At 65.3% G+C, this 23,827-nt stretch carries 19 protein-coding genes and 2 pseudogenes; 10 read left to right on the forward strand and 11 right to left on the reverse strand.

What is annotated here, in order from left to right:
• Positions 1-294: 294 nt before the first annotated feature.
• Positions 295-705: pseudogene (locus tag AC5Y21_RS06710) on the reverse strand (DUF6188 family protein); the annotation flags it as partial.
• A 344-nt stretch (positions 706-1,049) separates the two neighbouring features.
• Entirely contained in the window at positions 1,050-1,418 is a 369-nt protein-coding gene (locus AC5Y21_RS06715; protein ID WP_499910642.1) for a VOC family protein, read from the reverse strand.
• Between the two features lie 78 nt (positions 1,419-1,496).
• On the opposite strand from AC5Y21_RS06715, the gene AC5Y21_RS06720 reads away from it, so the two are divergent.
• On the forward strand, positions 1,497-2,294 hold the full coding sequence (locus AC5Y21_RS06720; RefSeq protein ID WP_499910644.1) for a class I SAM-dependent methyltransferase: 798 nt from the start codon (positions 1,497-1,499) through the stop codon (positions 2,292-2,294).
• 15 nt (positions 2,295-2,309) lie between these two features.
• Here AC5Y21_RS06720 and AC5Y21_RS06725 read toward each other — a convergent pair whose 3' ends face one another.
• The 3 genes from AC5Y21_RS06725 to AC5Y21_RS06735 form a co-directional block, all read right to left on the reverse strand.
• A complete protein-coding gene (locus AC5Y21_RS06725) occupies positions 2,310-3,575 on the reverse strand; it encodes a PucR family transcriptional regulator (RefSeq protein ID WP_499910920.1) in 1,266 nt (421 codons plus the stop codon).
• Positions 3,576-3,812: 237 nt separating this feature from the next.
• Positions 3,813-4,739: a LysR family transcriptional regulator gene (locus tag AC5Y21_RS06730; RefSeq protein WP_499910646.1), complete on the reverse strand. Its 927-nt coding sequence runs from the start codon at positions 4,737-4,739 to the stop codon at positions 3,813-3,815.
• 2 nt (positions 4,740-4,741) lie between these two features.
• Positions 4,742-6,388, reverse strand: a complete 1,647-nt coding sequence (locus AC5Y21_RS06735) for an acetolactate synthase large subunit (protein ID WP_499910648.1) — start codon at positions 6,386-6,388, stop codon at positions 4,742-4,744.
• A 67-nt stretch (positions 6,389-6,455) separates the two neighbouring features.
• On the opposite strand from AC5Y21_RS06735, the gene AC5Y21_RS06740 reads away from it, so the two are divergent.
• The gene (locus tag AC5Y21_RS06740) at positions 6,456-7,832 is read left to right on the forward strand and encodes an NADP-dependent succinic semialdehyde dehydrogenase (protein ID WP_499910650.1); all 1,377 of its coding nucleotides are present in this window, start codon (positions 6,456-6,458) and stop codon (positions 7,830-7,832) included.
• A 75-nt stretch (positions 7,833-7,907) separates the two neighbouring features.
• On the opposite strand, the gene AC5Y21_RS06745 is transcribed toward AC5Y21_RS06740, so the two are convergent.
• The 3 genes and pseudogenes from AC5Y21_RS06745 to AC5Y21_RS06755 form a co-directional block, all read right to left on the reverse strand.
• Entirely contained in the window at positions 7,908-8,843 is a 936-nt protein-coding gene (locus AC5Y21_RS06745) for a R2-like ligand-binding oxidase (protein ID WP_499910921.1), read from the reverse strand.
• Positions 8,844-9,526: pseudogene (locus AC5Y21_RS06750) on the reverse strand (TetR/AcrR family transcriptional regulator); the annotation flags it as partial.
• A gap of 288 nt (positions 9,527-9,814) precedes the next feature.
• Positions 9,815-11,533 carry an acyl-CoA dehydrogenase family protein gene (locus AC5Y21_RS06755; RefSeq protein ID WP_499910922.1) on the reverse strand — a complete coding sequence of 573 codons (1,719 nt, stop codon included), beginning with the start codon at positions 11,531-11,533 and terminating at the stop codon, positions 9,815-9,817.
• A gap of 116 nt (positions 11,534-11,649) precedes the next feature.
• On the opposite strand from AC5Y21_RS06755, the gene AC5Y21_RS06760 reads away from it, so the two are divergent.
• The 4 genes from AC5Y21_RS06760 to AC5Y21_RS06775 all read left to right on the forward strand — a co-directional run bounded on the left by AC5Y21_RS06760 (position 11,650) and on the right by AC5Y21_RS06775 (position 15,281).
• A complete protein-coding gene (locus AC5Y21_RS06760) occupies positions 11,650-12,633 on the forward strand; it encodes a phosphotriesterase family protein (protein WP_499910924.1) in 984 nt (327 codons plus the stop codon).
• The gene (locus tag AC5Y21_RS06765) at positions 12,630-14,108 is read left to right on the forward strand and encodes an AMP-binding protein (RefSeq protein ID WP_499910651.1); all 1,479 of its coding nucleotides are present in this window, start codon (positions 12,630-12,632) and stop codon (positions 14,106-14,108) included. The genes AC5Y21_RS06760 and AC5Y21_RS06765 overlap by 4 nt, the downstream gene beginning before the upstream one ends.
• A 146-nt stretch (positions 14,109-14,254) precedes the next feature.
• A complete protein-coding gene (locus tag AC5Y21_RS06770; protein WP_499910652.1) occupies positions 14,255-15,004 on the forward strand; it encodes a PP2C family protein-serine/threonine phosphatase in 750 nt (249 codons plus the stop codon).
• 4 nt (positions 15,005-15,008) lie between these two features.
• Entirely contained in the window at positions 15,009-15,281 is a 273-nt protein-coding gene (locus AC5Y21_RS06775) for a hypothetical protein (protein WP_499910653.1), read from the forward strand.
• Here the strand turns inward: AC5Y21_RS06775 and AC5Y21_RS06780 are convergent.
• A complete protein-coding gene (locus AC5Y21_RS06780; RefSeq protein ID WP_499910655.1) occupies positions 15,271-15,834 on the reverse strand; it encodes a hypothetical protein in 564 nt (187 codons plus the stop codon). The genes AC5Y21_RS06775 and AC5Y21_RS06780 overlap by 11 nt on opposite strands.
• Positions 15,831-17,000 (reverse strand): acyltransferase family protein, encoded by a 1,170-nt coding sequence (locus tag AC5Y21_RS06785; RefSeq protein WP_499910656.1) that lies wholly within the window; start codon positions 16,998-17,000, stop codon positions 15,831-15,833. Before AC5Y21_RS06785 ends, AC5Y21_RS06780 begins: the two co-directional genes overlap by 4 nt.
• Positions 17,001-17,185: 185 nt before the next feature.
• Here AC5Y21_RS06785 and pgfA point away from each other — a divergent pair, with 185 nt between their 5' ends.
• Together pgfA and AC5Y21_RS06795 are read left to right on the forward strand one after the other, a co-directional pair.
• A complete protein-coding gene (gene pgfA, locus AC5Y21_RS06790; RefSeq protein ID WP_499910657.1) occupies positions 17,186-18,475 on the forward strand; it encodes a cell envelope lipid trafficking protein PgfA in 1,290 nt (429 codons plus the stop codon).
• A 22-nt stretch (positions 18,476-18,497) separates the two neighbouring features.
• The gene (locus tag AC5Y21_RS06795) at positions 18,498-20,207 is read left to right on the forward strand and encodes an MmpA family trehalose lipid delivery protein (RefSeq protein WP_499910925.1); all 1,710 of its coding nucleotides are present in this window, start codon (positions 18,498-18,500) and stop codon (positions 20,205-20,207) included.
• 62 nt (positions 20,208-20,269) lie between these two features.
• Here the strand turns inward: AC5Y21_RS06795 and AC5Y21_RS06800 are convergent, their stop codons facing one another.
• Positions 20,270-21,424 (reverse strand): glycosyltransferase family 4 protein, encoded by a 1,155-nt coding sequence (locus tag AC5Y21_RS06800; protein ID WP_499910659.1) that lies wholly within the window; start codon positions 21,422-21,424, stop codon positions 20,270-20,272.
• A 42-nt stretch (positions 21,425-21,466) separates the two neighbouring features.
• On the opposite strand from AC5Y21_RS06800, the gene AC5Y21_RS06805 reads away from it, so the two are divergent.
• Positions 21,467-22,243: a class I SAM-dependent methyltransferase gene (locus tag AC5Y21_RS06805; RefSeq protein WP_499910660.1), complete on the forward strand. Its 777-nt coding sequence runs from the start codon at positions 21,467-21,469 to the stop codon at positions 22,241-22,243.
• A 45-nt stretch (positions 22,244-22,288) separates the two neighbouring features.
• Entirely contained in the window at positions 22,289-23,758 is a 1,470-nt protein-coding gene (locus AC5Y21_RS06810; protein ID WP_499910661.1) for an aldehyde dehydrogenase, read from the forward strand.
• The last annotated feature ends 69 nt before the right edge of the window (positions 23,759-23,827 follow it).

Raw genomic sequence — 23,827 nt, forward strand, 5'->3', positions numbered from 1 at the left:
CCACTGTCTGCTCAGTGCTCTCGGATATCTACGGAGTCGATTCCAAGGCATGCCGTCGATTTCTCGCGCTGCTTTGGTGGTCACTACAAGAGCGCGCCGATGGACACTTTTGTACCCATCAGCGGGAAACCCGCGCCCGTGAGCGGAATCCGTCTAACGTCGCTCTTTACTCGGCTCCTGCGTGTCCGGCAAGCCCTGGTCATGCTTGTCCGTTTCGTCCGAGCTGCTAGCCGTTGCGAGGACGCGAACGGGTTGTTGGCGGCGCCCAAGTCGCCTCCTCATCACTTCGACTGTTGCCCTATCGAGCCGCACGTTTTGCACCTCGCCGTGCGGTAGGCAGGCCGCATAGCCGTGGTACTCGCCAAATAATTCCCATGCGGTGAGTCGTTCATCCGGGGACACGTCGATCTCGTGGCCCGAAGAGAAGTTCAGATGCAGGTATCCATGATCATCCCAGACGACGTCGGTGCAGATCGAGCCAGCAAAATCGAAGAGTGGTCGCTCCCACGCCGATGCGTCCTCGGGATCGATGGTGACAACCTCGGCGGGCAAGGCGTCTGTCGCGGGAAGGATTAGGCGCAGCGGTACCGAGATGATCAGCTCGTTATGGTCATCGAAGTCCAATATGAGGCCATCGCGGAACGAAATCCGCTCTACCACACAGTCTTGAAGCCAGTGCTCCATGAATTTCCGATCGGTGGTCATATTCCCATTGTGGACGCTAAACCGAAGTTTGCGACAACTTTTTGAGCTGAGTAGCAGTTCTCTGATCGGTTAACCCGGTGTGGCGATTATGTCCGTGACGGGCTGACGGTTTCAGGGGGCACGCGCCGGCGCGCGATCACGCGGGCGATCTGGTCACACCTGCCACTCAGGTATCAGAACGTGGGCCATGTTGCCGTCTTCAAATCGATATCACGGGCGATATCTCTTTGCAGAACTAATCACGAACTGTTAGCGGGCTTCGTCCGGCGCCCCACACCGTGGCATGTCTGCGTAAGACGTGTTTCCTTGATCGCGCGGTATTTTGCAGATCCCGCGTCCGCGAATCACAGTAGCTTCTGCGCGAATTCGATAATGTTGCCGTCCGGATCGGCAATGTGGAGCGTCCTTTCCCGCCATGGTCGATCCACCGGTCCGCTGAGGAGCTCGACACCGAGCCCTTTCAACCGCTCCGCTTCCTCATCTACGTTGTCGATCAGAAAACCGATCTCGCCGCACGGCGCATTGCCGCCTTCGCGACCGATGAGTTCCACCAGTTTCGAGCGTTCGAAAAGCGAGAACTTAGTGTTGAGCATCTCGAACTCGACGTAGCCGTCGCCCTCGATGCGCACCTTGAGCCCGATCACGTCGCGGTAGAACGTCACCGACCGCTCGAGCGATTCGACGTATTGGATGACGTAGTCCAGGCGGCGCATGACATCCACGGTAGTCACGTCGTCTGCACCGACAGAGAAGTGCGAAACTTACAGGGCTTCGACGCGGGAGAAAGACGGATGACAGATCGGTTGAACGTTGCTGTTGTCGGTGATTTCGATGATTCGGCTTCTGATGACTCGTATGACCGCATTGGCCGAGGTTATGCACGTTTTCGCAAGCCCGATCCCCGAATCGGGGCACAGCTCATGGCTGCTCTCGGCGATTCTCGGACCGTGGTGAACGTCGGCGCCGGGACCGGTTCGTATGAGCCCACCGATCGTGTCGTCGTCGCAGTGGAGCCTTCAGCGGAGATGGTCAAGCAACGGTCCCCCCGCACAGCGCCGTGCATCCGGGCAGCCGCTGAGCGCCTACCACTGGCCGACCAGAGCTTCGATGCGGCCATGGGGATCTTGACGATCCACCACTGGTCGGACCCCGTCCGAGGGTTACGCGAACTGGTCCGCGTTGCTCGGCGAGTCGTCCTCTTCGCCTACGAGCCGGCTATCCACCGGACGTTCTGGCTTTGGCAGGAGTACTTCCCAGCCGCCGCCAGCACCTCGGCTGCCTCTGAAATGCCTATCGCACAGGTAGCAGAGATCATTGGCGCTGACCGAGTCGAGACCATTCCCGTACCCCACGATTGCACCGACGGCTTCGGACCGGCCTATTGGCGTCGGCCGGCCGCCTATCTTGACCCCGACGTGCGCGGTTGCATCTCTGGACTGGCACGACTTCCCGCGAGGGACCTTGAACCTGGGCTGAAGCACCTGCGCCGAGATCTCGACACCGGCGACTGGCAGACCCGACACCGAGAATTCCTGGATCTCGCCGCCCTCGATGCAGGCCTTCGCCTCGTCGTGCGAGAAGGCCCGTGAACCTTCTGGCGACCACTACAGACGCATCGCCGAAAGTTCGAGAACCCACCACACTTCGGTGAGTACCTCGGTATCGCGCAGGCTGGCCCCGGTCAGTTCTTCGAAGCGCGCGAGCCGATACCGCACCGTGTTCTGATGGACGAATAACCTTGCCGCCGTGCGCTCTACATGCATCCCACACGCCAGGTACGTCCGAAGTGTCGCAATCAGATCGCGCCCCGAACCGCTTACGGACAGGGGTTGCAAGTAGCGCTTGCGTAGCAATTCACCAAGATCGGTATCCATCACCACGGCTGTGCGCAGGCCCAGCGTGGCGAGGTCGAAGGCCCCCCGCAAGCCGCAAGCTTCCGCCGTCGCCAGTGCGCGCGTAGCCATCCGGTACGACTCGTTGAGATGCACCAGTGGCCGCGGCGGCCCAAAACCCACGATGCTGTCGACGTGACGCGGCGCCTCGATCAAGAAACCAGCGAGGTCGCCGTCGACCAGGGCACACAGACCACGCCGGCTTCGCGTCGGGTCCTGAAAACCCAATGCCTGTTCGATCCGGAATTGCGGCCCGTCGTCACCCAGTCGGGCGCGGACAGCGACATACTCCGCCTCGGGGTCTAGCCCGTGCACCTCGGCGTGCATCCGCAACTCGGCGGCCGGTAGCGCTCCTAACAATGCGCCCCGGACAAATGCCGCGCGACTCTCGTCCGCCGCCAGCGCCAGCGCCAATTCAGCGCGCCGGTGGGCCCGGGCAGTGGTGACCATGGCGACATCCGACCACGCCAATACCGACTGAACGAACTCCAGCACTGAAGCGTCGTCGACGTCTACATGTTGTGCCGCCTCACGCGCGCAACCCACGACAACCTCGACACCGATACGCCACGCGCGCAGCATGTCGTCGACAGATATGCCGTCGCGCGCCCGCGCCTCGCCGATCGCGGCAAGCTCATCAAGTTCGCGCTCGTCCAGCCCGGCACGGCCGCCACGGGCGGACCGCAAGACCCGCTCAACCTCCAGCCTCACCTCAGCGTCGAGGGTCTTACGGGGAAGTGCGTGATAGGCCGGAAGCCGGGCCGAGATCGCCTCGCGGACACGGCTGGCAACGTCGGCATGGTCGTCGAGCAACGCGCCGACGAGGACGTCCCAAGTCGAGTCTGTGTCGGACTGGATTCGTTGGGAGCGTTGCGGTTTGGGCGATGCGACGGATATAGAACGCAGGCTATTGAAAGCCTCTCCGTCGCTTGGGTTTATGCCGTGCCCGCCGTTGATCGAAGGTCCGAAACGCTGCATCACGGCGTTCGACTTTTGGTCAAGGTGGTGCCGTCTCGGATGTCAGCGGCGACCACCGAGTCGCGGTACAGGGTGCACCGACTCTTGGTCATGATCTCTCCTCGGTGAATTGGCCTCGCGGCCGGTGGATTCGTCGCTTCGAAGCACTTTCAGTTTCGCGTGACGTTGCCGAGGGTGTCCAAGACGGAATTCCGACCGTGTGATAGGCGCTGCCGATCACACATTGGCCGTTGGTCGTCAGCTGGTCGCAGGCGCGATCGGTTTATGCAGCACGTCTTCGATGCCGACGTTCTGCGCGGTCTGTAGGAAGGCGCGGGTCAGCACCGAGCCGGGCTCGACCGCAGTGGTGACGAGCGCGATCAGCGCGGTAACCGACGGGTTTTCCAGCCGCAGTATGCGCGCGCCGGCTGGAGGGCGCAGTGCATAAATCCAGGTTTGCGGGATGATGCTTGCCCAATGCCCGGTACCGACATGTGCGAGTAGCGCCGCCACGGAATCAGTTTCGAGCTGCGGTGTCACCGTGAGCTGCTGTGCGGCCAGCGCATCGTCAATGAGTTTACGACCACGCATGCCCTGATTCAGCAAGCACATCGGCAGTTCCAGCGCGTCGGACCACTCGATCGTCTCAGATTGGCCGATGAGCAACTCACTGCCGGCGATAAGAACCTGCTGTTCCCGATAGAGCGGAGTGACCACCAGGTCGGCGGTGTCTCGTCCATCGGGGTAGATGACCCCGGCATCCAATTCGAATTGACGTACCCTGTCCATGATTTCACTCGATCGCAAACTCGCTTCCAGCCGTACCCGCACCAGCGGGTGGGCGGCACAGAACGGATCGGTAAGCAGCGCAACGATGGTCGAGGCAGCCGGGATCACCCCAAGACGCAGCTCGCCGGTGAGACCGGTCTGCAATGCCGTGACTTCGTGTTTGAGCGCATCGTGGTCGGCCAAGATGCGTCGCGCCCACAACACGAGCCGTTCACCTTCGGGCGTCAGACCTTCAAATTTCTTCCCACGCCGGACCAGCGGTACCTTCAGCTCGTGTTCGAGCTTGCGGATAGCCTCCGACAGCGCCGGCTGCGAGACGTAACACGCGCTTGCGGCACGGGCGAAGTGACGCTCTCGAGCCAGCGCTACGAAGTACTCGAGCTGACGAAACTGCATGATTACAACGTCTCGTCCAGTTCGCCGAGCCGCTCGGTCAACCGCAGATTCTCGGAGTAGTCGACCGGACAGGAGATCACCGACACGCCGTCGTCGTCTAGGGCGGCCTTCAGCGTCGGCAACAACTCCTCGGCGCTACTGATGCGATAGCCCTTGGCGCCGAAGCTTTCCGCGTAGCCCACCACGTCGGGATTGCCGAACTTCACGTAGTGGTGTTCGCCGAGTTCGAGATCCATCTTCCACTCGATAAGACCGTAGCCGCCGTCGTCCCAGATCAGCACCACCAGCGGTATCCGCTCGCGCACCGCGGTCTCGATCTCCTGCGAGTTCATCAGGAATGCGCCGTCACCCACCACGGCCAGCACCTTGGCCTCGGGCCTGGCCAGCTTGACGCCGAGCGCCCCCGGCAGGGCAAAACCCATGGTGGACAATCCGTTTGAAACCAGACAGGTATTCCGTTCGTAGGTAGGATACAGCCGGGCCATCCACATCTTGGTGGCGCCGGTGTCCACCAACACGACGTCGCTGCGCCCAAGGGCGGCGCGGGTGTCGGCGACCACCCGCGCGGGAGCCAGCGGGAAGCGCGAATCCTGTTGTCCCCGAGCGAATTCCTCCGCAAGCAGCCCGGACCCCGGGATATCGTCCTCACCGCCGAAGCGGTTGCCGGCGAGTGCTTCGGTGAGCGCGTCGAGCGAAGCGCTGATGTCGCCGATGATCCCGACATCGACCGAATAGTGCATGTCGACCTCGGCCGGGAAGCGATGGATATGGATGATCTTCTTGTCGGAGTTCGGGTTAATCCGCACCGGGTCGAACTCCTGTAGCTCGTAACCGACCGCGATGATCACGTCGGCGTTGTCGAATCCGAAGTTGACATAGTCGTGTCGCATGAACCCCAGGGTCCCGATGCTGTTGGGATGGTCGTCGGGCATGACACCCTTGCCGTGGAAGGTGTTGGCGACCTGGATCCCTAACTCCTCGGAGAAGCGGACCAGGGCCTCGGTCGCGCCGCCGCGGGCAGCGCCATGCCCCGCCAGCACCACCGGGCACTTCGCCTCGCGCAGAATGTCGACGGCCCGCGCCACCTGGCGGAACGCCGGCGCGTCGGCGCGGACCACATTGCGCGGCAAGGCTGTCAGGTCGTAGTCGGCATCATCTGCATCGATGTGTTCGGGCACCGCCAGGTACACGGCGGCCGGTCGCTCGGCCTCGGCGACCTTGAACGCCTTGCGGAACATCTCCGGTATGGCGTGCACCGTCGGGATGCCGGCCGCCCAGCGGGTGATCGGGGCGAACATCGACACCAGGTCGACGTACTGATGCGACTCTTTGAACTGGCGATCCTGGCCGACCTGCGCCGAGACCGCGACCATCGGCGTGCTGTTGGTGGTGGCGTCGGCCACGCCGAGCTGCATGTTGATCGCACCAGGTCCCAGGGTGGCCGACACCACCGCCGCGCGACCAGTGACGCGCCCGTACATCTCCGCCATGAACGCCGCCGCCTGCTCGTGCCGGGTGAGCACATAGCGGATGTCCGAGGATGCCAGCGCCTGCACGAAGCGGATGTTCTCCTCGCCGGGCAGTCCGAAGACGACGGACACACCCTCGTTTTCCAGGCACTTGACCATCAATTGCGCGGCTGTAGTCACACTGGCCACGATAGTGGCAGGCTGGGCTGGGAAACCTTCCGCTAGACAAGCAGCAGAGGATGTCACAGTGCCCATCGCCACCATCAACCCGGCCACCGGCGAGACAGTAAAGACCTTCACCCCCGCGACCGACCAGGAAGTCGAAGCGGCAATTGCCCGCGCCCATGAGCGGTTCCTCGACTACCGGCGCAACACCAACTTCGCGCAGCGTGCCGAGTGGGCGAACGCCACCGCCGACCTGCTGGAGGCCGAGGCGGACCAGACCGCCGCCATGATGACCCTGGAGATGGGAAAGACGCTGGCGTCGGCCAAGGCCGAAGCCATAAAGTGCGCCAAGGGTTTTCGCTACTACGCCGAGAACGCCGAGCAACTGCTCGCCGACGAGCCGGCCGATGCGGCGAAGGTCGGCGCCAAGAAGGCCTACACCCGCTACCAGCCCCTCGGGGTGGTACTGGCCGTGATGCCGTGGAACTTCCCGCTGTGGCAGGCCGTCCGGTTCGCCGCGCCCGCGCTGATGGCCGGCAATGTCGGCATCCTTAAGCACGCGTCGAATGTGCCGCAGTGCGCGCTGTACCTGGCCGACGTCATTTCTCGTGGCGGCTTTCCCGACGGCTGCTTCCAGACGCTGCTCGTTCCCTCCAGCGCCGTGGAGACCATTCTGCGCGATCCGCGGGTCGCGGCGGCAACGCTCACCGGCAGCGAGCCGGCCGGTCAATCCGTCGGCGCCATCGCCGGCGACGAGATCAAACCCACGGTGCTCGAGCTCGGCGGCAGCGACCCGTTCATCGTGATGCCGTCGGCGGACCTCGACGAGGCGGTCAAGACCGCGGTCACCGCGCGGGTGCAGAACAACGGCCAATCCTGTATCGCCGCCAAGCGGTTTATCGTCCACGACGACGTCTACGACGCGTTCGTCGACAAGTTCGTCGAGCGGATGGAGGCGCTGCGGGTGGGCGATCCGACCGACCCGGACACCGACGTCGGCCCGTTGGCCACCGAATCGGGTCGCGACGAGATCGCCAAGCAAGTCGAGGACGCCGCCGCCGCCGGCGCGGTGATCCGTTGCGGCGGTTCAGGTCTCGACCGGCCAGGGTGGTTTTACCCCCCGACGGTGATCACCGACATCACCAAGGACATGGCGCTGTACACCGAGGAGGTGTTCGGTCCGGTCGCTTCGGTATATCGAGCCGCCGGCGTCGACGAAGCCATCGAGATCGCCAACGCCACCACGTTTGGGCTCGGGTCTAATGCCTGGACCAATGACGAGGCGGAGCAGCAGGCTTTCGCCGACGGTATCGAGGCCGGCCAGGTCTTCATCAACGGGATGACGGTGTCCCACCCGGAGTTGCCGTTCGGCGGTGTCAAGCGTTCGGGCTACGGCCGCGAGCTGGCGGGTCTGGGCATCCGCGAATTCTGCAACGCCAAGACCGTCTGGGTGGGGTGACGGTTCCCTGGCGAGCAGACGCAGAATCGCACAAATTCGCGCGCGAACGTGCGACTCTGCGTCTGCTCGCCGGTCCTAAACGGCCGCCAGGACCCGGGCGTCCTCGTCGGCGAACGTGTCCTCCAGCTGCACCGGCGAGTAGTCCAGGTCGATCTCGCCGACCGGGCGGCCGCGGGCGCTGGCGATGGTGCCGAAGCGCCGCATCCCCTTGTCGGCGGCGTACTGCATGAACTCCTCGGTCGAAAGGTCGAAGGGCATCGGGTCGTAGAGGGCGAAGCCTTCTTCGATGAGGCGCAGCCCGAGCGGCATGAGCTCGTTCATACGCGTTTCGAAGACCTCCCAATTGGCGTCGTCGGCGGCGACGTGACGCCGGCAGGTGAAGGTGCCCCAGGCCATGTGACGCCGTTCGTCGTCACCGATGCGCCTGACCAGTTCCTGCATGCCGGGAAGGATGCCGCGTTCTACGCAGATCTTGTGCCAGCCGAAGTAGCCGGTCAGCGCCAGCATGCCTTCCACCATGTGGTTGTAGGTGACGGACGCCCGGATCTGGGCGGCCGGTGACGGATCAGTGGTCAAGGCGTTGAGGCAGTTCGGCAACTCCTCGTAGAAAATCGTGCGGTAGGTGGGGATGTCGTCGAGGTATTGGTGCAGATCGTCGGTGACGCCGACGGCGTCGAGCCACATCCGGAACACCTGCACGTGCTTGGCTTCCTCGAACGCGAACTGCGTCAGATACATCTCGTCGCCGAGCCGTCCCTCGGCGCGCATTGCGGCCATGAAGGGCTGGATGTCCTCGGTCACCGCTTCCTCTCCGGCGATGAACTCGGCGCACAGCCGGGTGGCGTAGTGGCGTTCATCGTCGGTGAGCCGGTCCCAGTCCGCGCGGTCGCGGGAGAAGTCGATGTCGGCCGGATTCCAGAACTTGGCATTGCCGCCGGCAAACAGCTTGAGCGGCAAGCTATCCCAGTTGAGTCCGCCTCTGACCATTGAGCCTGAACTCGTGCGTGTCATGTTGACCTCCTTAGATCGTTTCAGGTCTGAATATGTTGCGGGACAGGCGAATACGCGGCAGCCAACACCGCGACCAGCCTGCGCACCGCCAATGCGGGCTGTTCCGGCGAGGGCTCGTCCAGCCCGAGAATGGGGTCCAGACCACGCATATAGGGCGCCAGCGCCAGATGCGGAAAGATCAACAGCAGCAACGACAGCAACGCGTCAATATCGGAGTCCGCGCGCAGGTCATCCCGCGCCTGCGCGTCGCGCACCAGGGGCCGCAACACTTCCAGATAGTGCCGGTGAATGACGGACCGCACGCTGATGCGGGCGTCGGTGTCGACCTCGAGGCTCGCTGCAGCATGAAGCGCACGTTCGCGTGGATGGTCGGCGAAGTAAGCCACCCAGTCGTCGAGCAGGTCGGTGAGAAATTCGAAAAACGGCCTGCTCGGGTCAAGTTCGCGGATGCGAGTCTCGATGTAGGACCGCACCCGCTGGCTGCCGATGTCGGCGATGAACGCGTAAAGGTCGCGCTTGTCCGCGAAGTACTGGAACAGACTGCCCTTGGCTACGCCCGCGCGGCGCGCGATGACGTTCAGGCTGCCCTGGGAGAACCCGTGCGCGCCGAATTCGTCTTCCGCGGCTTTCACAATGGCCGCGCGGCGGGCCGGATCGACTCGCGCCCAAGTCACCGTCGGCATTGCGCCTCCTAGCTTGGATGACCACTGGTCATTCTACGGTGAGCTAGCTCACAGTCAAGAAGCGCGGATGCCGAGGATTAGGCCGGCATGACGACGGGGTGGCTGCGATTCGGTGTGTACTCGGGGGTTCGGCGGCTTCAGCGTGAACTGACGGCCTTGAGTGTGTACTCAGGGCGTTCAGTGCGAGCGTGGGGTGGGATCCGGCGCGGATTTCCGCCCTAGCTGCACTCGCAAAGCCTACGATTCACAGTCGACGCCGTGAGTTCACACCCAAGCCCGCTATCTCGCTCACGGCCGCATGGCGTAGGCGCCGTTGAGCGGCAACACGTCTTCCTTCCACACCTGCTCGTAGCGACCCGGGTCATTGACCGGACGCCGGACCATTCGCATGGCAAATCGCGCCTGTTCGTCCGTCGTCGCCGACTTGTCGTGCAGTTCGACGGCATAGGTGTTGAAGTCCCTGACCAATAAAGCGAAGATCTCGTCGATCAGCGGCTCGCCCACGCGGGAAAGCGCAGCCTCCTCGAGGATGAGTTGCGCGTAGGGCACCAGGGCAAAGATCTGCCCTACGCCGAACGCGAAGTCTGTGTCTTTCGGGTCCTGGCGCTGCTTCGCATCCGGGGTCGCGGCGGCCAGCATCTCGGCGAGCACGTCGATCTGGTCGCGCAGCAGCGCGACATTTGGCAGGTGCGCGTAGCTGTCGAACGGCGCGCGCCAATTGTGGAAGCGCACCTTGCCCAGCCCGCCCGTCGGCCCCTGCGCGAACAGGAACGAGTCGTCGGCCGCGTCGTCACGGCGCGGGATCAGCGGCAGCGCGACGTCGGGCGCGAACAGATAGTTGGGCATGAACTTGGCGAGCAGCCCGATGTTGATGTGGACGGTTCCTTCCAGCCTCGGCAGCAGTCCGATCTCGCGGGCTACCGTCTCGAAGAAGGTGTCCTTCTCCACACCCTTGGCGGCGATGACGTCCCACAGCGCGATGATGACCCGCTCGCCCTCGCTGGTGATCTTGGCCTTGGTGAGCGGGCTGTACAGCAGGTAGCGCCGGTCGTCGGCCGATGCGCTGCGCATGTAGTCCGACGCGCGGCTGGCCACCAGCCGCATGGCCACCAGTCGGACGTAGGCGTCGGTCAGCAACCGCCGCACGTGGCTGAAGTCGGTGACGAGGGTGCCGTACAAGTGGCGGTTGGCCGCGTGGGTGACCGCCTCGTACATGGCGTGGGTGCACATGCCGATGGCGCCCCATCCCAGGTTGTACTTGCAGACGTTGACGGTGTTGAGCGCGGCGTGAAACGCGCCCATGCCGCGGTGCAGCAGGTCGGCCTCGGTCACCGGGTAGTCGCGCAGTGCGTAGTTCGCCACGTAGTTCTGCGAGTTGACGACGTTCTTGATCAGGTCGTAGCGGTCGTGCTGAGAATCGGCGGCGAAGAAAACGTACTCGTCCTTATCGGGGGTGTCGCCGGCGATCTTGCCGAAGGTGGAGACCATTCTAGCGACGTTGGCGTTGCCGATGTAGTACTTCTCGCCGCTGGCGGTCCACCCATGCTCCGACGGCGTGAGGATCATGTCGGTCTTGTAGACGTCGGCTCCGTGGGTCTGCTCGGACAGACCGAAGCCGAACACCTCGCCCTGCTCCAGCTGAGCGGCGGCCTTGCGCTTCGCGTCCTCGTTGTCGCTCATCCAGATCGGACCGAGGCCCAGGGCGGTCACCTGGAACGGATACCAGTAGTTCAGCCCGTAAAAGCCGAGGATCTCGGCGAACTCGCTGATCCGGTAAGTGTCCCAACGGCAATCGTCGGCCCCGTACTCGGCCGGCGTCAGCAGGGAGGCGAACAGGCGCTGTCGTCCGACATGGTCGAGAAACTCGGAGTACCAGACACGCTCGTGGTCGTCGTGCTTCAGCCGCGCTTTTCCGCGGGACTCGAAAAAGTCCACGGTCGCGGCCATGATTTCCCCCGACCGTGAGTCGGGGTAACGACGTACCAGGTTGTTCGGATTCAGCAGCATGACGATGGCTCCCGCCGGTTCGACTAACAACGGCTAGACGGTACTGCAACTCATTGGACAACCCATATAAAAACCGGCTAACGCGACCTAGCATCGGTTACGTGTCAGAACGCGGAATTGCCTCAGAACTGAATACCGCTCGCGGACTCATCGATACGGCCGATCTCGGCGTCACGCTCATGCACGAGCACGTGTTCATCATGACCACCGAAATCGCGCTGAACTATCCGGAAGCCTGGGGCGACGAAGAAAAGCGGGTGGCTGACGCCATCAACCGGCTCAACGAACTCAAGGCCCGCGGAGTGGACACCATTGTCGACCTCACGGTCATAGGGCTGGGCCGCTACATTCCACGCATCGCCCGCGTCGCGGCGGCCACTGAGTTGAATATCGTTGTCGCAACTGGTCTTTACACCTACAACGACGTGCCATTCCGGTTCCATTACGAGGGTCCGGGCGGAATGCTGGACGGCCCGGAGATCATGACCGAGATGTTCGTCCGCGATATCGAGCAGGGCATTGCCGACACCGGCATCAAGGCCGGCATCCTCAAGTGCGCCACCGACGAGCCCGGCATCACGCCCGGCGTCGAGCGGGTGCTGCGCGCCGTCGCCCAGGCGCACAAACGCACCGGCGTGCCGATCTCCACACACACCCACGCCGGGCTGCGCCGCGGGCTCGAGCAGCAGCGCATCTTCGAAGAGGAGGGCGTGGACCTGAGCCGGGTGGTCATCGGGCACTCGGGCGACAGTACCGACGTCGGCTACCTCGAGGAGCTCATCTCCGCCGGCTCCTATCTGGGGATGGACCGGTTCGGCATCGACGTGATCCTGCCGTTCGAGGAGCGGGTGGGCATCGTCGCGACGATGTGCGAGCGCGGGCACGCCGACAAGATGGTGTTGTCGCACGACGCCAACTGTTACTTCGACGCGCTGCCCGAAGACCTGGTGCCGCAGATGGCGCCCAATTGGCATTACCTGCACATCCACAACGACGTGATTCCGGCGCTGAAGGAACGCGGGGTCACCGACGAGCAGCTGCAGACCATGCTCGTCGACAACCCACGCCGCATCTTCGAGCGGCAGGGTGCCTATCAGTGACGGCCCCGATCCCGCCGATCGGCGTGCAGATTTCGGAGCTGGCCCGAATCGCACCCGACGAACCGGCGGTCAGCAGCGACGGGCGCACCATCACCCGTGCCGAACTGGACTCTTCGACCAATCGGCTGGCGCGCGCCTACGCCGAGCGTGGCGTCGGGCTCGGCGACTACGTGACCATCGCGCTGCCCAACTCCATCGACTGGGTACAGGCCGCGGTGGCGTGCTGGAAGCTGGGAGCGGTGCCACAGCCGCTGTCCCCGCGGTTGCCGGACGCGGAGTTCGAAGGCCTGCTGCAACTCAAGCCCCGCGCCCTGCTGGTTGGCCGTTCCAGCCCCGGAATCCCAAGTGTTCCAGCGGGTTTCGTTCCCGACCCGAGTTTGTCCGATGCCCCGTTACCGGAAGCGGTGTCGCCGTGCTGGAAGTCCTTGGCGTCGGGCGGCAGCACTGGCCGGCCGAAGCTCATCGAGGCCGGCGGCGACAGCCGGGTCCCGCCGCTGATCGGGTATCCGCTGGGCGCGCAGCAGGGCGACACCACGCTGGTCCCAGTGCCGTTGAGCCACAACACCGGCTGCACCACAGCGGTGATCGCCTTGCTGATGCGCCACCACCTGGTGCTGATGAGCCGGTTCGACCCGCATGAATTCCTGCGGCTGATCACCGATTATCGGGTCACGTTCCTGACGACGGTGCCGACGATCATGCAGCGCGTGCTGCCCGTCTACCACGCTGATCGGGACTCGTACGACCTGTCCTCGATCCGGCGGTTCTGGCACCTCGGAGCACCCTGCCCGCCCGCCGTCAAGCAGGCGTGGATCGACCTGCTCGGCCCCGAAGCGGTGTGGGAGCTGTACGGCGGCACCGAATTACAGGCGCTGACCTTCATCTCCGGCGACCAGTGGTTGACCCACCCAGGCTCGGTCGGCACGGTGGTCGCCGGTGAGATGAGGGTGCTCGACGACGACGGCCACCCCTGCCCGCCGGGCGTGGTCGGCGAGATCTACATGCGGCCCAACGCCGGCAGCGCACCTACCTACAGGTACGTCGGCGTCAAGGCGAAATCCCGCGACGGCTGGGACTCGCTGGGCGACCTGGGCTACTTCGACGCCGACGGGTTCTTGTATCTGTCGGACCGCCGGGTCGACATGTTCACCGTCGGTGGCCGCAATGTCTACCCCGCCGAGATCGAGGGCGCGCTGTCGGCCCACCCGGAAGTGCTGTCCTGCCTCGTCGTCGGTGTCCCGGACCCGAATGACGGTGATCTGGGCCAGGTGCCGTACGCGCTGGTGCACACCGCCGACGGGTCCGCGCTGGACGCCGCGGCCGTGCAGCAGTTCCTGTGCGAACGTATCGAGGCCTACAAGGTGCCCCATATCGTCGAGTTCGTCAGCACCCCGCTGCGCGACGACGCAGGCAAAGCACGCCGATCGGCAGTGCGGGACGAGGTCATTGCGCGCTTGCGATCAGAAGTTCGTTGAACACGTCGGGTGAGTCGCGCAATCTCAAGCATCGGTGTTGGATTGAGACTATATTTCTGAGTTCCTCGGCAATTCTTTCGAACTGGCCAAGCCGATCGCGGGGCCAGACCATCGGAAACGACCATGAGCGGGGAGGCTGGTGGCGAATGCCAATGCACGCCGTTGATTACGAGGGCCTCAGCGACACAGGCCGACAACGAACCAGCAATCAGGATCGTTGGGGTGTCAATGCCGAGCAGGGCCTATTCATAGTCGCCGACGGCGTCGCTTCCAGCAGCCATGGCGACCGGGCCGCTCAAATGGTGGTGGAATTGCTGCCGCAATACCTGCAACGCCACCTCGACTCGGTCGGTCTCGACGACCCGACCGCTCCCGAACGGTTCGGCGCCGCGATCGCCGAAATATCGACGGACCTGCGCACCAGCGGGGCCAACGATCCCGAGCTCGCCGGAGCCAGCACCACGGTGGTGGCCGTCGTCGTCGCGGGTCTGCGGGCGTTGGTCGGTCATCTGGGTGACAGCCGCGCCTACCTGTACCGCGACCAACAACTGCACCGCCTGACTCGCGATCACAGCCTGGTCCAGGCGCTGGTCGACGCGGGCGAAGTCGAGCCGCAGGACGCGCGCCAGCATCCGTCACGCAGCGTCATCACCCGGCATGTGGGCATGAATCCGCCGGCGCATCCCGACGTCGCCGCAGTCGATTTGCAGCCTCGCGACCGCGTCCTGCTGTGCAGCGACGGGCTGCACGGAGTCGTCGACGATGCGTCGCTGGCCCAGATCCTCGGCTCCCAGCCCACTCCCGGGAATGCCTGTGCGGCACTGATCGAAGCAGCCAACAACGGCGGCGGGCCGGACAACATCACCACCATCGTCATCGACGTCGTCGGGCAGTAGCGCGATGACACTGCTTGGCCTGTGGCTGTTGGTAATCACGACGATGTCAGTCGCCGCCCTCGTGATGAGCGGGATAGCGCTGTTTCGCGTGTCGCGCCGCCCGTCGCCGCCGCCTCCGCCCCAGCCGCACTATGGTCCTATTCCGCCTGGACGCGGCCCGACTGCGACCGATTTCCCGCTCGGCCCCGTGCCCCCCTACCCGCCGCAACCCATCGCCGACACTCCGCCGACATGGATACCCCGAAGCCGCCGCGCTGAGTTGAACATCACCGACTGACAGTCATCCTGAACGCGTTTCGGGCATGCGCGAGAACAACATCGGTGACATGCGCCGAAAGCGGCACGGCGGACAACCGATTGGGCCGCGTCGCCGGGTCGGTGATGTCGGTGACCGTCAGCGACATGTGCGGGCGCAATCCGTGGACCGCGTGCCGCACCGCACATTCCTCGATGGCGTACGGGTGCCGCGAGCCGACTGTCATCACGCCGGACTGCTGGCCGTGCTCCCACGGCATCTCATAGAGCGGCGTCCCGTCGGGCAGTGCCGCGGCGAACGGGTAGACCGCAAACGGCCAGCGGTGATCGTGCAGATCGCCGTTGATCGGTCTGGCGAAAATGTGTACGGCGACCGCATATTCGCGTCGCTGCGGCGCCGGAAACACCAGACTGTCGTCGGCTTCGATCCGGATGTATTGGTCAGCGACATCCGCCGCGCGCCATGCGCTCGGGTTGTCGAGGTGAACGTTGATCGCCTCGAGGCTTTCGATCAGGCGGCGCAGGACCAGCGACTGCTCCGGTGACGTCAAGATCGGCCAAGCCGGGCACGTCACGGAGCGATTGCCTCCTCCTGCGGTTCGACCCGTCCGGGACTCGGTGCGTGCCTGCGACGTTCCCAGGTACGCAGTGCTTCGCGACAGGGCGACTCGACCAGGGCATAACTCACCGCGGCGATCGCGAAACCGAAAATCACCGTCAGCACCAGCACCGTGGGCATCCGTCCGGTGAACGGGAACGTCCCGATCACCGGGAAGACCATCGCCAGTGCGGCCAAGTGCCAGATGAAAAGGCCGTAGGACCACCGTCCCAGGGTCACCATTGTCGTGCTGCCCAGCAGCCGGTGCGAGGTGTCCGGCCGGTCCAGCACCAAGGGCGCCACGAGCGCGAAAGCGACCAGCGACCCCATCGCCGTCTTCACCGCGAATTGGACGGCCGTGCTCGGAACCAACCCCTCCGGACCTGCCAGCGGGGAGGCCGCCACCAGATACGCCAGCACCGCGATGACGGCCATCGGCACCCGACGGCGCGCGATCCGGTGTGGCAATCCCAGCGGGCAGTAGATCCACTCCGCCAGCAGCATGCCCGCGGCGAACCAGGAGAAAAACGCCGGGGGCCAGTTCAACGGGGTGATTCCAGGACCGCCGTTCAGCGGCACCCAGCCCCACGCCCAGCTCAACGCGCCCAGAGCCGCAATCGTCGGCACCCGGGCGGCAACCGGAACCCGGCGGGCAAGAAGCGCCAGAATGGGCAGCGCGAGGTAGAAGGTGACCTCGACGGACAGGCTCCACATCTGGGTCAGGCCGCCGGTGAGGGTCAGCGGCACATAGATCTGGGTGAGCGTCAGGTTCGCCAGCCACACCGTCAGGCTGGGGTGGTCCGCGTCGGGCAGCAGGCTCAGGATCACCACGACCGCCACCAGATAGGCCGGCATGATGCGGACCACCCGCGACCGCAAGTAGTGGCCGGTCAGCGGCAGTGCCCCCAGCTCGCGTGCGGCCGCGGCATGGCCGCGCCACAGTAGGAATCCGGACAAGGCGAAGAACACCGCGACGGCCAGATCGAACCGGCCGAACAGCCGGCCGAACACCCCGCCGGTGTGGCCGGTCTGAAACGCGACGTGCGTGACGACGACGCCGATGGCCGCGCATGCGCGCATTCCCTCCACGGCGGGCAGAAAACTGCGGACCCCGCCGACCTGCTGCGCATCGCTCACGGTCACAGTTTGCCCGTGATGCGGCGCACGACAATCGGGTACACCCGAATACGTAGTGATGCGGCGATGGGTTCGCAGGCGAAGGCCCCAGATTCTGCTGTTAGGGTCAAACGGGTTTGCCTCGCTGCTTGGTCAGGTCGGAGCGGGTCGCGACCGACGAGTCCAATGGACCACAAGGAGGACACAGCAACGTGAACCGAGCAGTCATGTTGCGATTCGCCGCATGCGGAATCATCGGACTCGGAGCCGCTCTACTGATCGCCGCGCTGCTGTTGTCGACGTACACCAGCAGCAGGATCACCAAGATCCCGCTGAACGTCGACGCCACGTTGGTCAGTGACGGCAGCGGCACGGCCCTCGACGCGGCGTCGTTGTCGGGTGACCACGTCATCACCAACCAGAACGTGCGGCTGGTGTCCCAGCAGCAGATCACCGTCGAGAACCCCGCGACTGCCGATGTGGTGACCCTTCAAGCCGGCACCTCCGTTCGGCGCACCGACAAGCAGAAAGACAGCGGGCTGCTGCTGGCGATCGTCGACATCGTCACGCTCAACCGCAAGACTGCGATGGCGGTTTCCGACGACACTCACACCGGCGGGTTTGTCCAGCGACCGCGGGCCTTCAACGACGAGAACCCGCCCACCACCGCGCCGCTGCGCCACACCGGGTTGTCGTACCGGTTCCCGTTCAACACCCAGAAGAAGACCTATCAATATTTCGACCCGATCGCGCAGAAGCCTTTTGATGCCACCTTTGACGCCGAAGACGACGTCAACGGATTGACCACGTACCGGTTCAAGCAGAACGTCGGCTACAACGCCGACGGCGCGCTGACCGACCCCATCGAGTACCCGTCACTGTTGGCCAACCGAGAGGACGGCCAAATCAAGGCCTCCGCGACGATGTGGGGCGTGGGTGGCGAGCCGGACGAACAGATCACGATGACCCGCTACTACGCCGCGCAGCGGACTTTCTGGGTGGACCCGGTGACGGGCACCATCGTCAAACAAACCGAGCACGCGAACCACTACTTCGCCCGCAACAAGATGAAGCCCGAAGTACGGCTGGCCGACTACTCGGTCACGTCCACCGAAGACACCGTCGAATCCCAGGTCAACGCCGCCCGCGACGAGCGTGACCGGCTGGCGCTGTGGTCGCGGGTGCTGCCGATCACGTTCACCGCGGTTGGGTTGATCGCGCTGGTCGGCGGCGGATTGCTCGCCTCATTCAGCCTGCGGACCGAGAGCGCGTTGATCGACCCCGGCCTGGATCGTGGCGACCACGACTACTACGGCCGCGGGTTCGACGAACCGGTGCCCGGTGCTGAAGCCGAGACCGAGAAGTTGCCCACCCAGCGGCCCGATCTGCATCCGGATCCGGGGCCGCCCGCTTCGAGTCCGCCCCAGTTGAGTTCGGGTGAGCCGCCTGGGTCGAGACCGTCTGATCCGCCCGACCCAGGTGCCCCAACCGTCCAGGCCTAGCTCGGCGACAATGCGGGCCAGAATGGCCCGCTGCTCTCAACCGGGCTACGCACTGCTCCTCGCGCTGCTTGTGGCGGGGCCGGTGCTGCGGCCTGGGTATCTACTGCTGCGCGACGCGGTCTCCACCCCGCGGTCGTATCTATCCGACACCGCCTTGGGGTTGACCGCGGCGCCGCGGGCCACACCGCAAGATTTCGCGGTGGCGCTGGCCTCGCATGTCATCGACGGCGGCGTCGTCGTGAAGGCACTGCTCGTCCTGGGTCTGTGGCTGGCGGGCTGGGGTGCGGCACGATTGGTCGCCGTGGCACTGCCCGCGGGCGGCGCCGGTGGTCAGTTCGTTGCGATCACGCTGGCGATCTGGAACCCCTATGTCGCCGAGCGGCTGCTGCAGGGGCATTGGAGCCTGCTGCTCGGCTACGGCTGCCTGCCATGGGTAGCGGCGGTGATGCTGACCCTGCGATCGACTCCCGGCAGCGCGTGGTGCGGGTTTTTCGCGTTGGCCTTTTGGATCGCGTTGGCTGGGCTGACCCCGACCGGGCTGCTGCTCGCCGCGACGGTGGCACTGGTCTGCGTTGCGGTTCCGGTTGATGGCTCCGGTGGGTCCAGGCCGCGCTGGCTGTGCTCGGCGGTCGCTTTGGGCGCCGCGGTTGTCGCGGCGCTGCCCTGGCTCGTGGCGTCGGCGCTGGGCCCGTCGTTGCCGGCTCATACGCCGGCGAACGCACTCGGGGTGACCGCCTTCGCGCCTCGCGCCGAACCGGGGCTGGGCACGCTTGGAAGCGTGGCCAGCCTCGGCGGCATCTGGAACGGCGAAGCCGTACCCAATTCGCGGACAACGCTTTTGGCTGTCTCGTCGGCCGTGGTGCTGGTGGGTGTGGTGGCGGTCGGATTGCCGGCAGTCGCGCGCCGCCCGGCGGCGGTGCCGCTGCTGGTACTGGCGGCGGTTGCGGTGGTGGTGCCGGCCGCTTTGGCAACGGGCCCGGGCCTGCACGTCCTGCGGATGGTGGTTGACGCCATGCCCGGCTTCGGGGTGCTGCGCGACGGGCAGAAGTGGGTGGCGCTGGCGATGCCGGGATACGCACTCGCAGGCGCGGGGGCGGTGGTGACGTTGCGACGACTGTCGCCGCCGGGAGTGACGGCGATGGTCTGCTGCACTGCGCTGATTCTGGCGCTGCCCGATCTGGCCTGGGGCGTCTGGGGCAAGGTTCAGCCGGTGCGCTACCCGCCCGGGTGGAGCGCGGTGGCGGCCGCGGTCAATGCGCGGCCGGGGGCGGTGGCGGTGTTGCCCGCCGGCAGTATGCGGATGTTCTTCTGGTCGGGCCCGGCACCGGTACTCGATCCGCTACCCCGCTGGGTGCACGCCGACGTGCTGACCACCGGTGATCTGACCATTTCCAGGGTGACGATCCCCGGGGAGGGGACGCACGCCCGTCAGGTGCAGGAGCTGCTCCTGAATGGGCGGGATCCCGCTGCGTTGGCCTCCGCGGGAGTGGCATGGCTGGTGGTCGAATCAGACACCGCCGGCGACATGGGTGACGCCGCCCGCACCCTCGACGCGCTGAGACCGACGTATCAGGACGGCCACATCGCTCTCTACTGGATCGGCGGCCACACTGCGGGTGTGCCTGCGGCACGCGTCCGCGCGACCCTCATCGCGCATTGGGCGTGGCTGGCGCTGCTCGTCCTGGGCGGGGCCGGGGCAGTGCTCGCCAGTTGGCGGCGCCGAGACCGTTAGCGAGCAGACGCAAAATCGCCCATTTCGGCACGGAATTGGGCGATTTTGTGTCTGCTCGCGCTCTACACCACGCCGCTGACGAAGTCGCCGGCTTGCGCCGCTTCCAGCACGCTGCGTATCGCGTCGGCGCTTTGCCGCCAGGAGAACTCGATGCTGCGTATCTGCGCCTTGGTGCCGAGCTGGTCACGCAGCACCGGATCGGACAGCAGTTGTTCGAGTCGATCCACCAGCTGGACGCGGTCGTCCACCAACACCCCGGTCACTCCGTCGACGATCGAGTCGGACAATCCGCCCGACGACCGGTAGCCGATGGTCGGCACCCGGTGCTGGGCCGCCTCGACAACCGCCAGCCCCCAGCCCTCCTTGCGCGACGGCAGCACGTGGACCCATGCGCTTTGCAGCACATGGTGTTTCGTCACGTCGCCGACATGGCCGTGGAAGGTCACCGCGTCGCCGATGCCGAGCCGCTGTACGTGGTCGACCAGTCGCTGCCGCCACCAGCCGTCGCCGACGATGTCGAGGTGTAGACCCCGGATGCGTGACCGCAGCTCTGCGACGGCTTCGAGTGCATCCTCGATCTGCTTATGTGGCACCAATCGCGAGAGCACGACCACCCGTGGTGTGGCTGCACGAGGTCCTGACAACGTTCGCGGCGGCGCCTCGTCGAGACCGTTGCGTACCACCGCGATCCGCTCGTTTCCCACCCCGAGAGCGACCAAATCGCGCGCCGACGGCAGCGAGACCGTCAGGTACTGGTTCTGCCGGTGCAGCCGCGGCGACAGCGTCGATTCGACATACCAGCCGACCTTGGAGATCACCGGGCCGGCCACCGGCCATTGCTCGCGGTGACAGTGGTGCACCAGCATCACCACCCGCCGGCCGTACACCAGGCGGGCAAGGAAGGGCCAGCCGTTCTGGGTATCGACGACCAGGTCGGGTCGTACCCGTCGCAGCGGTCCGAGCCGGAATCGGGCGGCCACCATCGCGACCAACGCCCACACGTACACCGAGTACCGCCCGCCGGCCCTGCTGATGCGCACACCGTCGACAACTTCACGTCGCGGCGCCCCCGGATAGCGCGCGGTGCGCAAGGTGACCTCGACACCGGAGGCGGCCAGCTGCGCGCCGATGCGCTGCAGATAGGTCTCGCTGCCGCCGCCCTGTGGGTGCCCGGTATCGCGCCAGCACAGCAGCAGCACCGAGCGCAGGTCAGACATCGCTCGTCAGCCTAACCCGGCGACGCCCGTAGGGTGTGGCAAGTGGCGGCGACCGACGTTTTCGCGCGCCGGGCAACGCTTGCCCGCTCAGTGCGGCTCTTGGCAGAGTTCCGCTACGAGCAACCGGACCCGGCGCGCTTCTACGGCGCACTGGCAACCGACACCGTGGCGATGGTCGGTGATCTCTGGCGAGCCACCCGCGGCGAGCATCCGATGGGCCGCACCCTGCTCGACATCGGCGGCGGCCCTGGCTATTTCGCGAGGGCCTTTGCCGACGCCGGTGTTCGGTACATCGGTGTCGAACCGGACCCGAACGAGATGCACGCGACCGGGTCGGCTTTCGCCAGTGCCCGGCACTCCGGGGGCACGTTCGTCCGGGCCTCAGGCATGGCGCTGCCTTTCGCCGACGACTCGGTGGACATCTGCTTGTCGTCCAATGTCGCCGAACACGTGCCGCGGCCCTGGCAGCTCGGCGACGAGATGCTGCGTGTGACCAGGCCGGGCGGGCTGGCGGTGCTGTCCTACACCGTCTGGCTGGGCCCGTTCGGTGGGCATGAGATGGGCCTGAGCCACTATCTCGGCGGCTACCGCGCCGCCGCGCGGTATGCGCGCAAACACGGTCATCCAGCAAAGAACAACTATGGGTCGTCGTTGTTCGCGGTGTCCGCGGCCGACGGTCTGAACTGGGCCGCGAGCACCGGCGCGGCGATAGCCGCATTTCCCCGGTACCACCCGCGATGGGCGTGGTGGCTGACCTCGGTGCCGGTGCTGCGGGAGTTTCTGGTCAGCAATCTCGTACTAGTGCTCCAGCCGCGATAATGGAACATGTTCTAATTCTTCTTCGGCTTGGGTAGGGTGGCGCCCATGAGTGACAGTCAGACGACCGAATACGACAAACTTTTCATCGGCGGCAAGTGGACGGAGCCGTCGACATCCGAGGTCATCGAGGTGCACTGCCCGGCCACCGGCGAATATGTCGGCAAGGTGCCGGCCGCGGCCGCGGCCGACGTGGACGCCGCGGTTGCCGCGGCCCGCGCCGCATTCGACAACGGCCCCTGGCCCTCGACGCCGCCGAAGGAGCGCGCTGCCGTCATCGCCAGCGCGCTGAAGTTGCTGGAGGAACGCAAACCGCTATTCGCCAAGCTGCTCGCCGACGAGACCGGCCAGCCGCCGACCACCATCGAAACAATGCACTGGATGGGTTCGATGGGCGCGCTGAACTTCTTCGCCGGCCCGGCCGCAGACCAGGTCAAGTGGCGGGAGATACGCAACGGCTCCTACGGGCAGACCATCGTCCATCGTGAGCCGGTCGGTGTGGTGGGCGCGATCATCGCCTGGAACGTGCCGTTGTTCTTGGCGGTCAACAAGCTGGGTCCGGCGTTGCTGGCCGGCTGCACGGTGGTGCTCAAGCCCGCCGCCGAAACCCCGCTGACCGCAAACGCATTGGCGGAGGTGTTCGCCGAGGCGGGCCTGCCCGAAGGTGTGCTGTCGGTGGTACCCGGCGGGATCGAGACCGGGCAGGCGCTGACGTCCAACCGGGACGTCGATCTGTTCACCTTCACCGGTAGCTCGACCGTCGGCAAGGAGATCGGCCGACGCGCCGCGGATCTGCTCAAGCCGTGCACCTTGGAGCTCGGCGGGAAATCGGCGGCCATCGTGCTCGAGGATGTCGACCTGGCCGCCGCGATCCCGATGATGGTGTTCTCCGGGATCATGAATACCGGTCAGGCCTGTGTGGGCCAGACCCGTATCTTGGCGCCGCGCTCGCGCTACGACGAAATCGTGGAGGCGGTAAGCAATTTCGTGCAGGCCCTACCGGTCGGGCCGCCGTCAGACGCGGCCGCCCAGATCGGCTCGCTGATTTCGGAGAAGCAACGCGCACGGGTGGAGGGCTACATCGCCAAGGGTATCGAGGAGGGCGCCCGGCTGGTGTGTGGCGGCGGCCGTCCCGAAGGGCTGGACAACGGCTTCTTCGTGCAGCCCACTGTCTTTGCTGACGTCGACAACAAGATGACGATCGCCCAGGAGGAGATCTTTGGGCCGGTGCTGAGCATCATCCCCTACGACACCGAGGACGACGCGATCAAGATCGCCAACGACTCGGTGTATGGGCTGGCAGGCAGCGTATGGACCGCCAATGTGCCGCACGGCATCGAGATCTCGGAGAAGATTCGCACCGGCACTTACGCAATCAACTGGTACGCCTTTGATCCCTGCTGTCCGTTCGGCGGCTACAAGAACTCCGGCATCGGCCGGGAAAATGGGCCGGAAGGCGTCGAGCATTTCACCCAGCAGAAGAGCGTGCTGATGCCGATGGGCTACACCGTCGAGTAGTCCTGGTCCCCAACGTGACGGTGCAGTCACGTCGGAGCGCGAGCGTGACTGCACCGTCACGCTCGAACG

The organism is Mycobacterium sp. NGS41, from assembly GCF_059812725.1.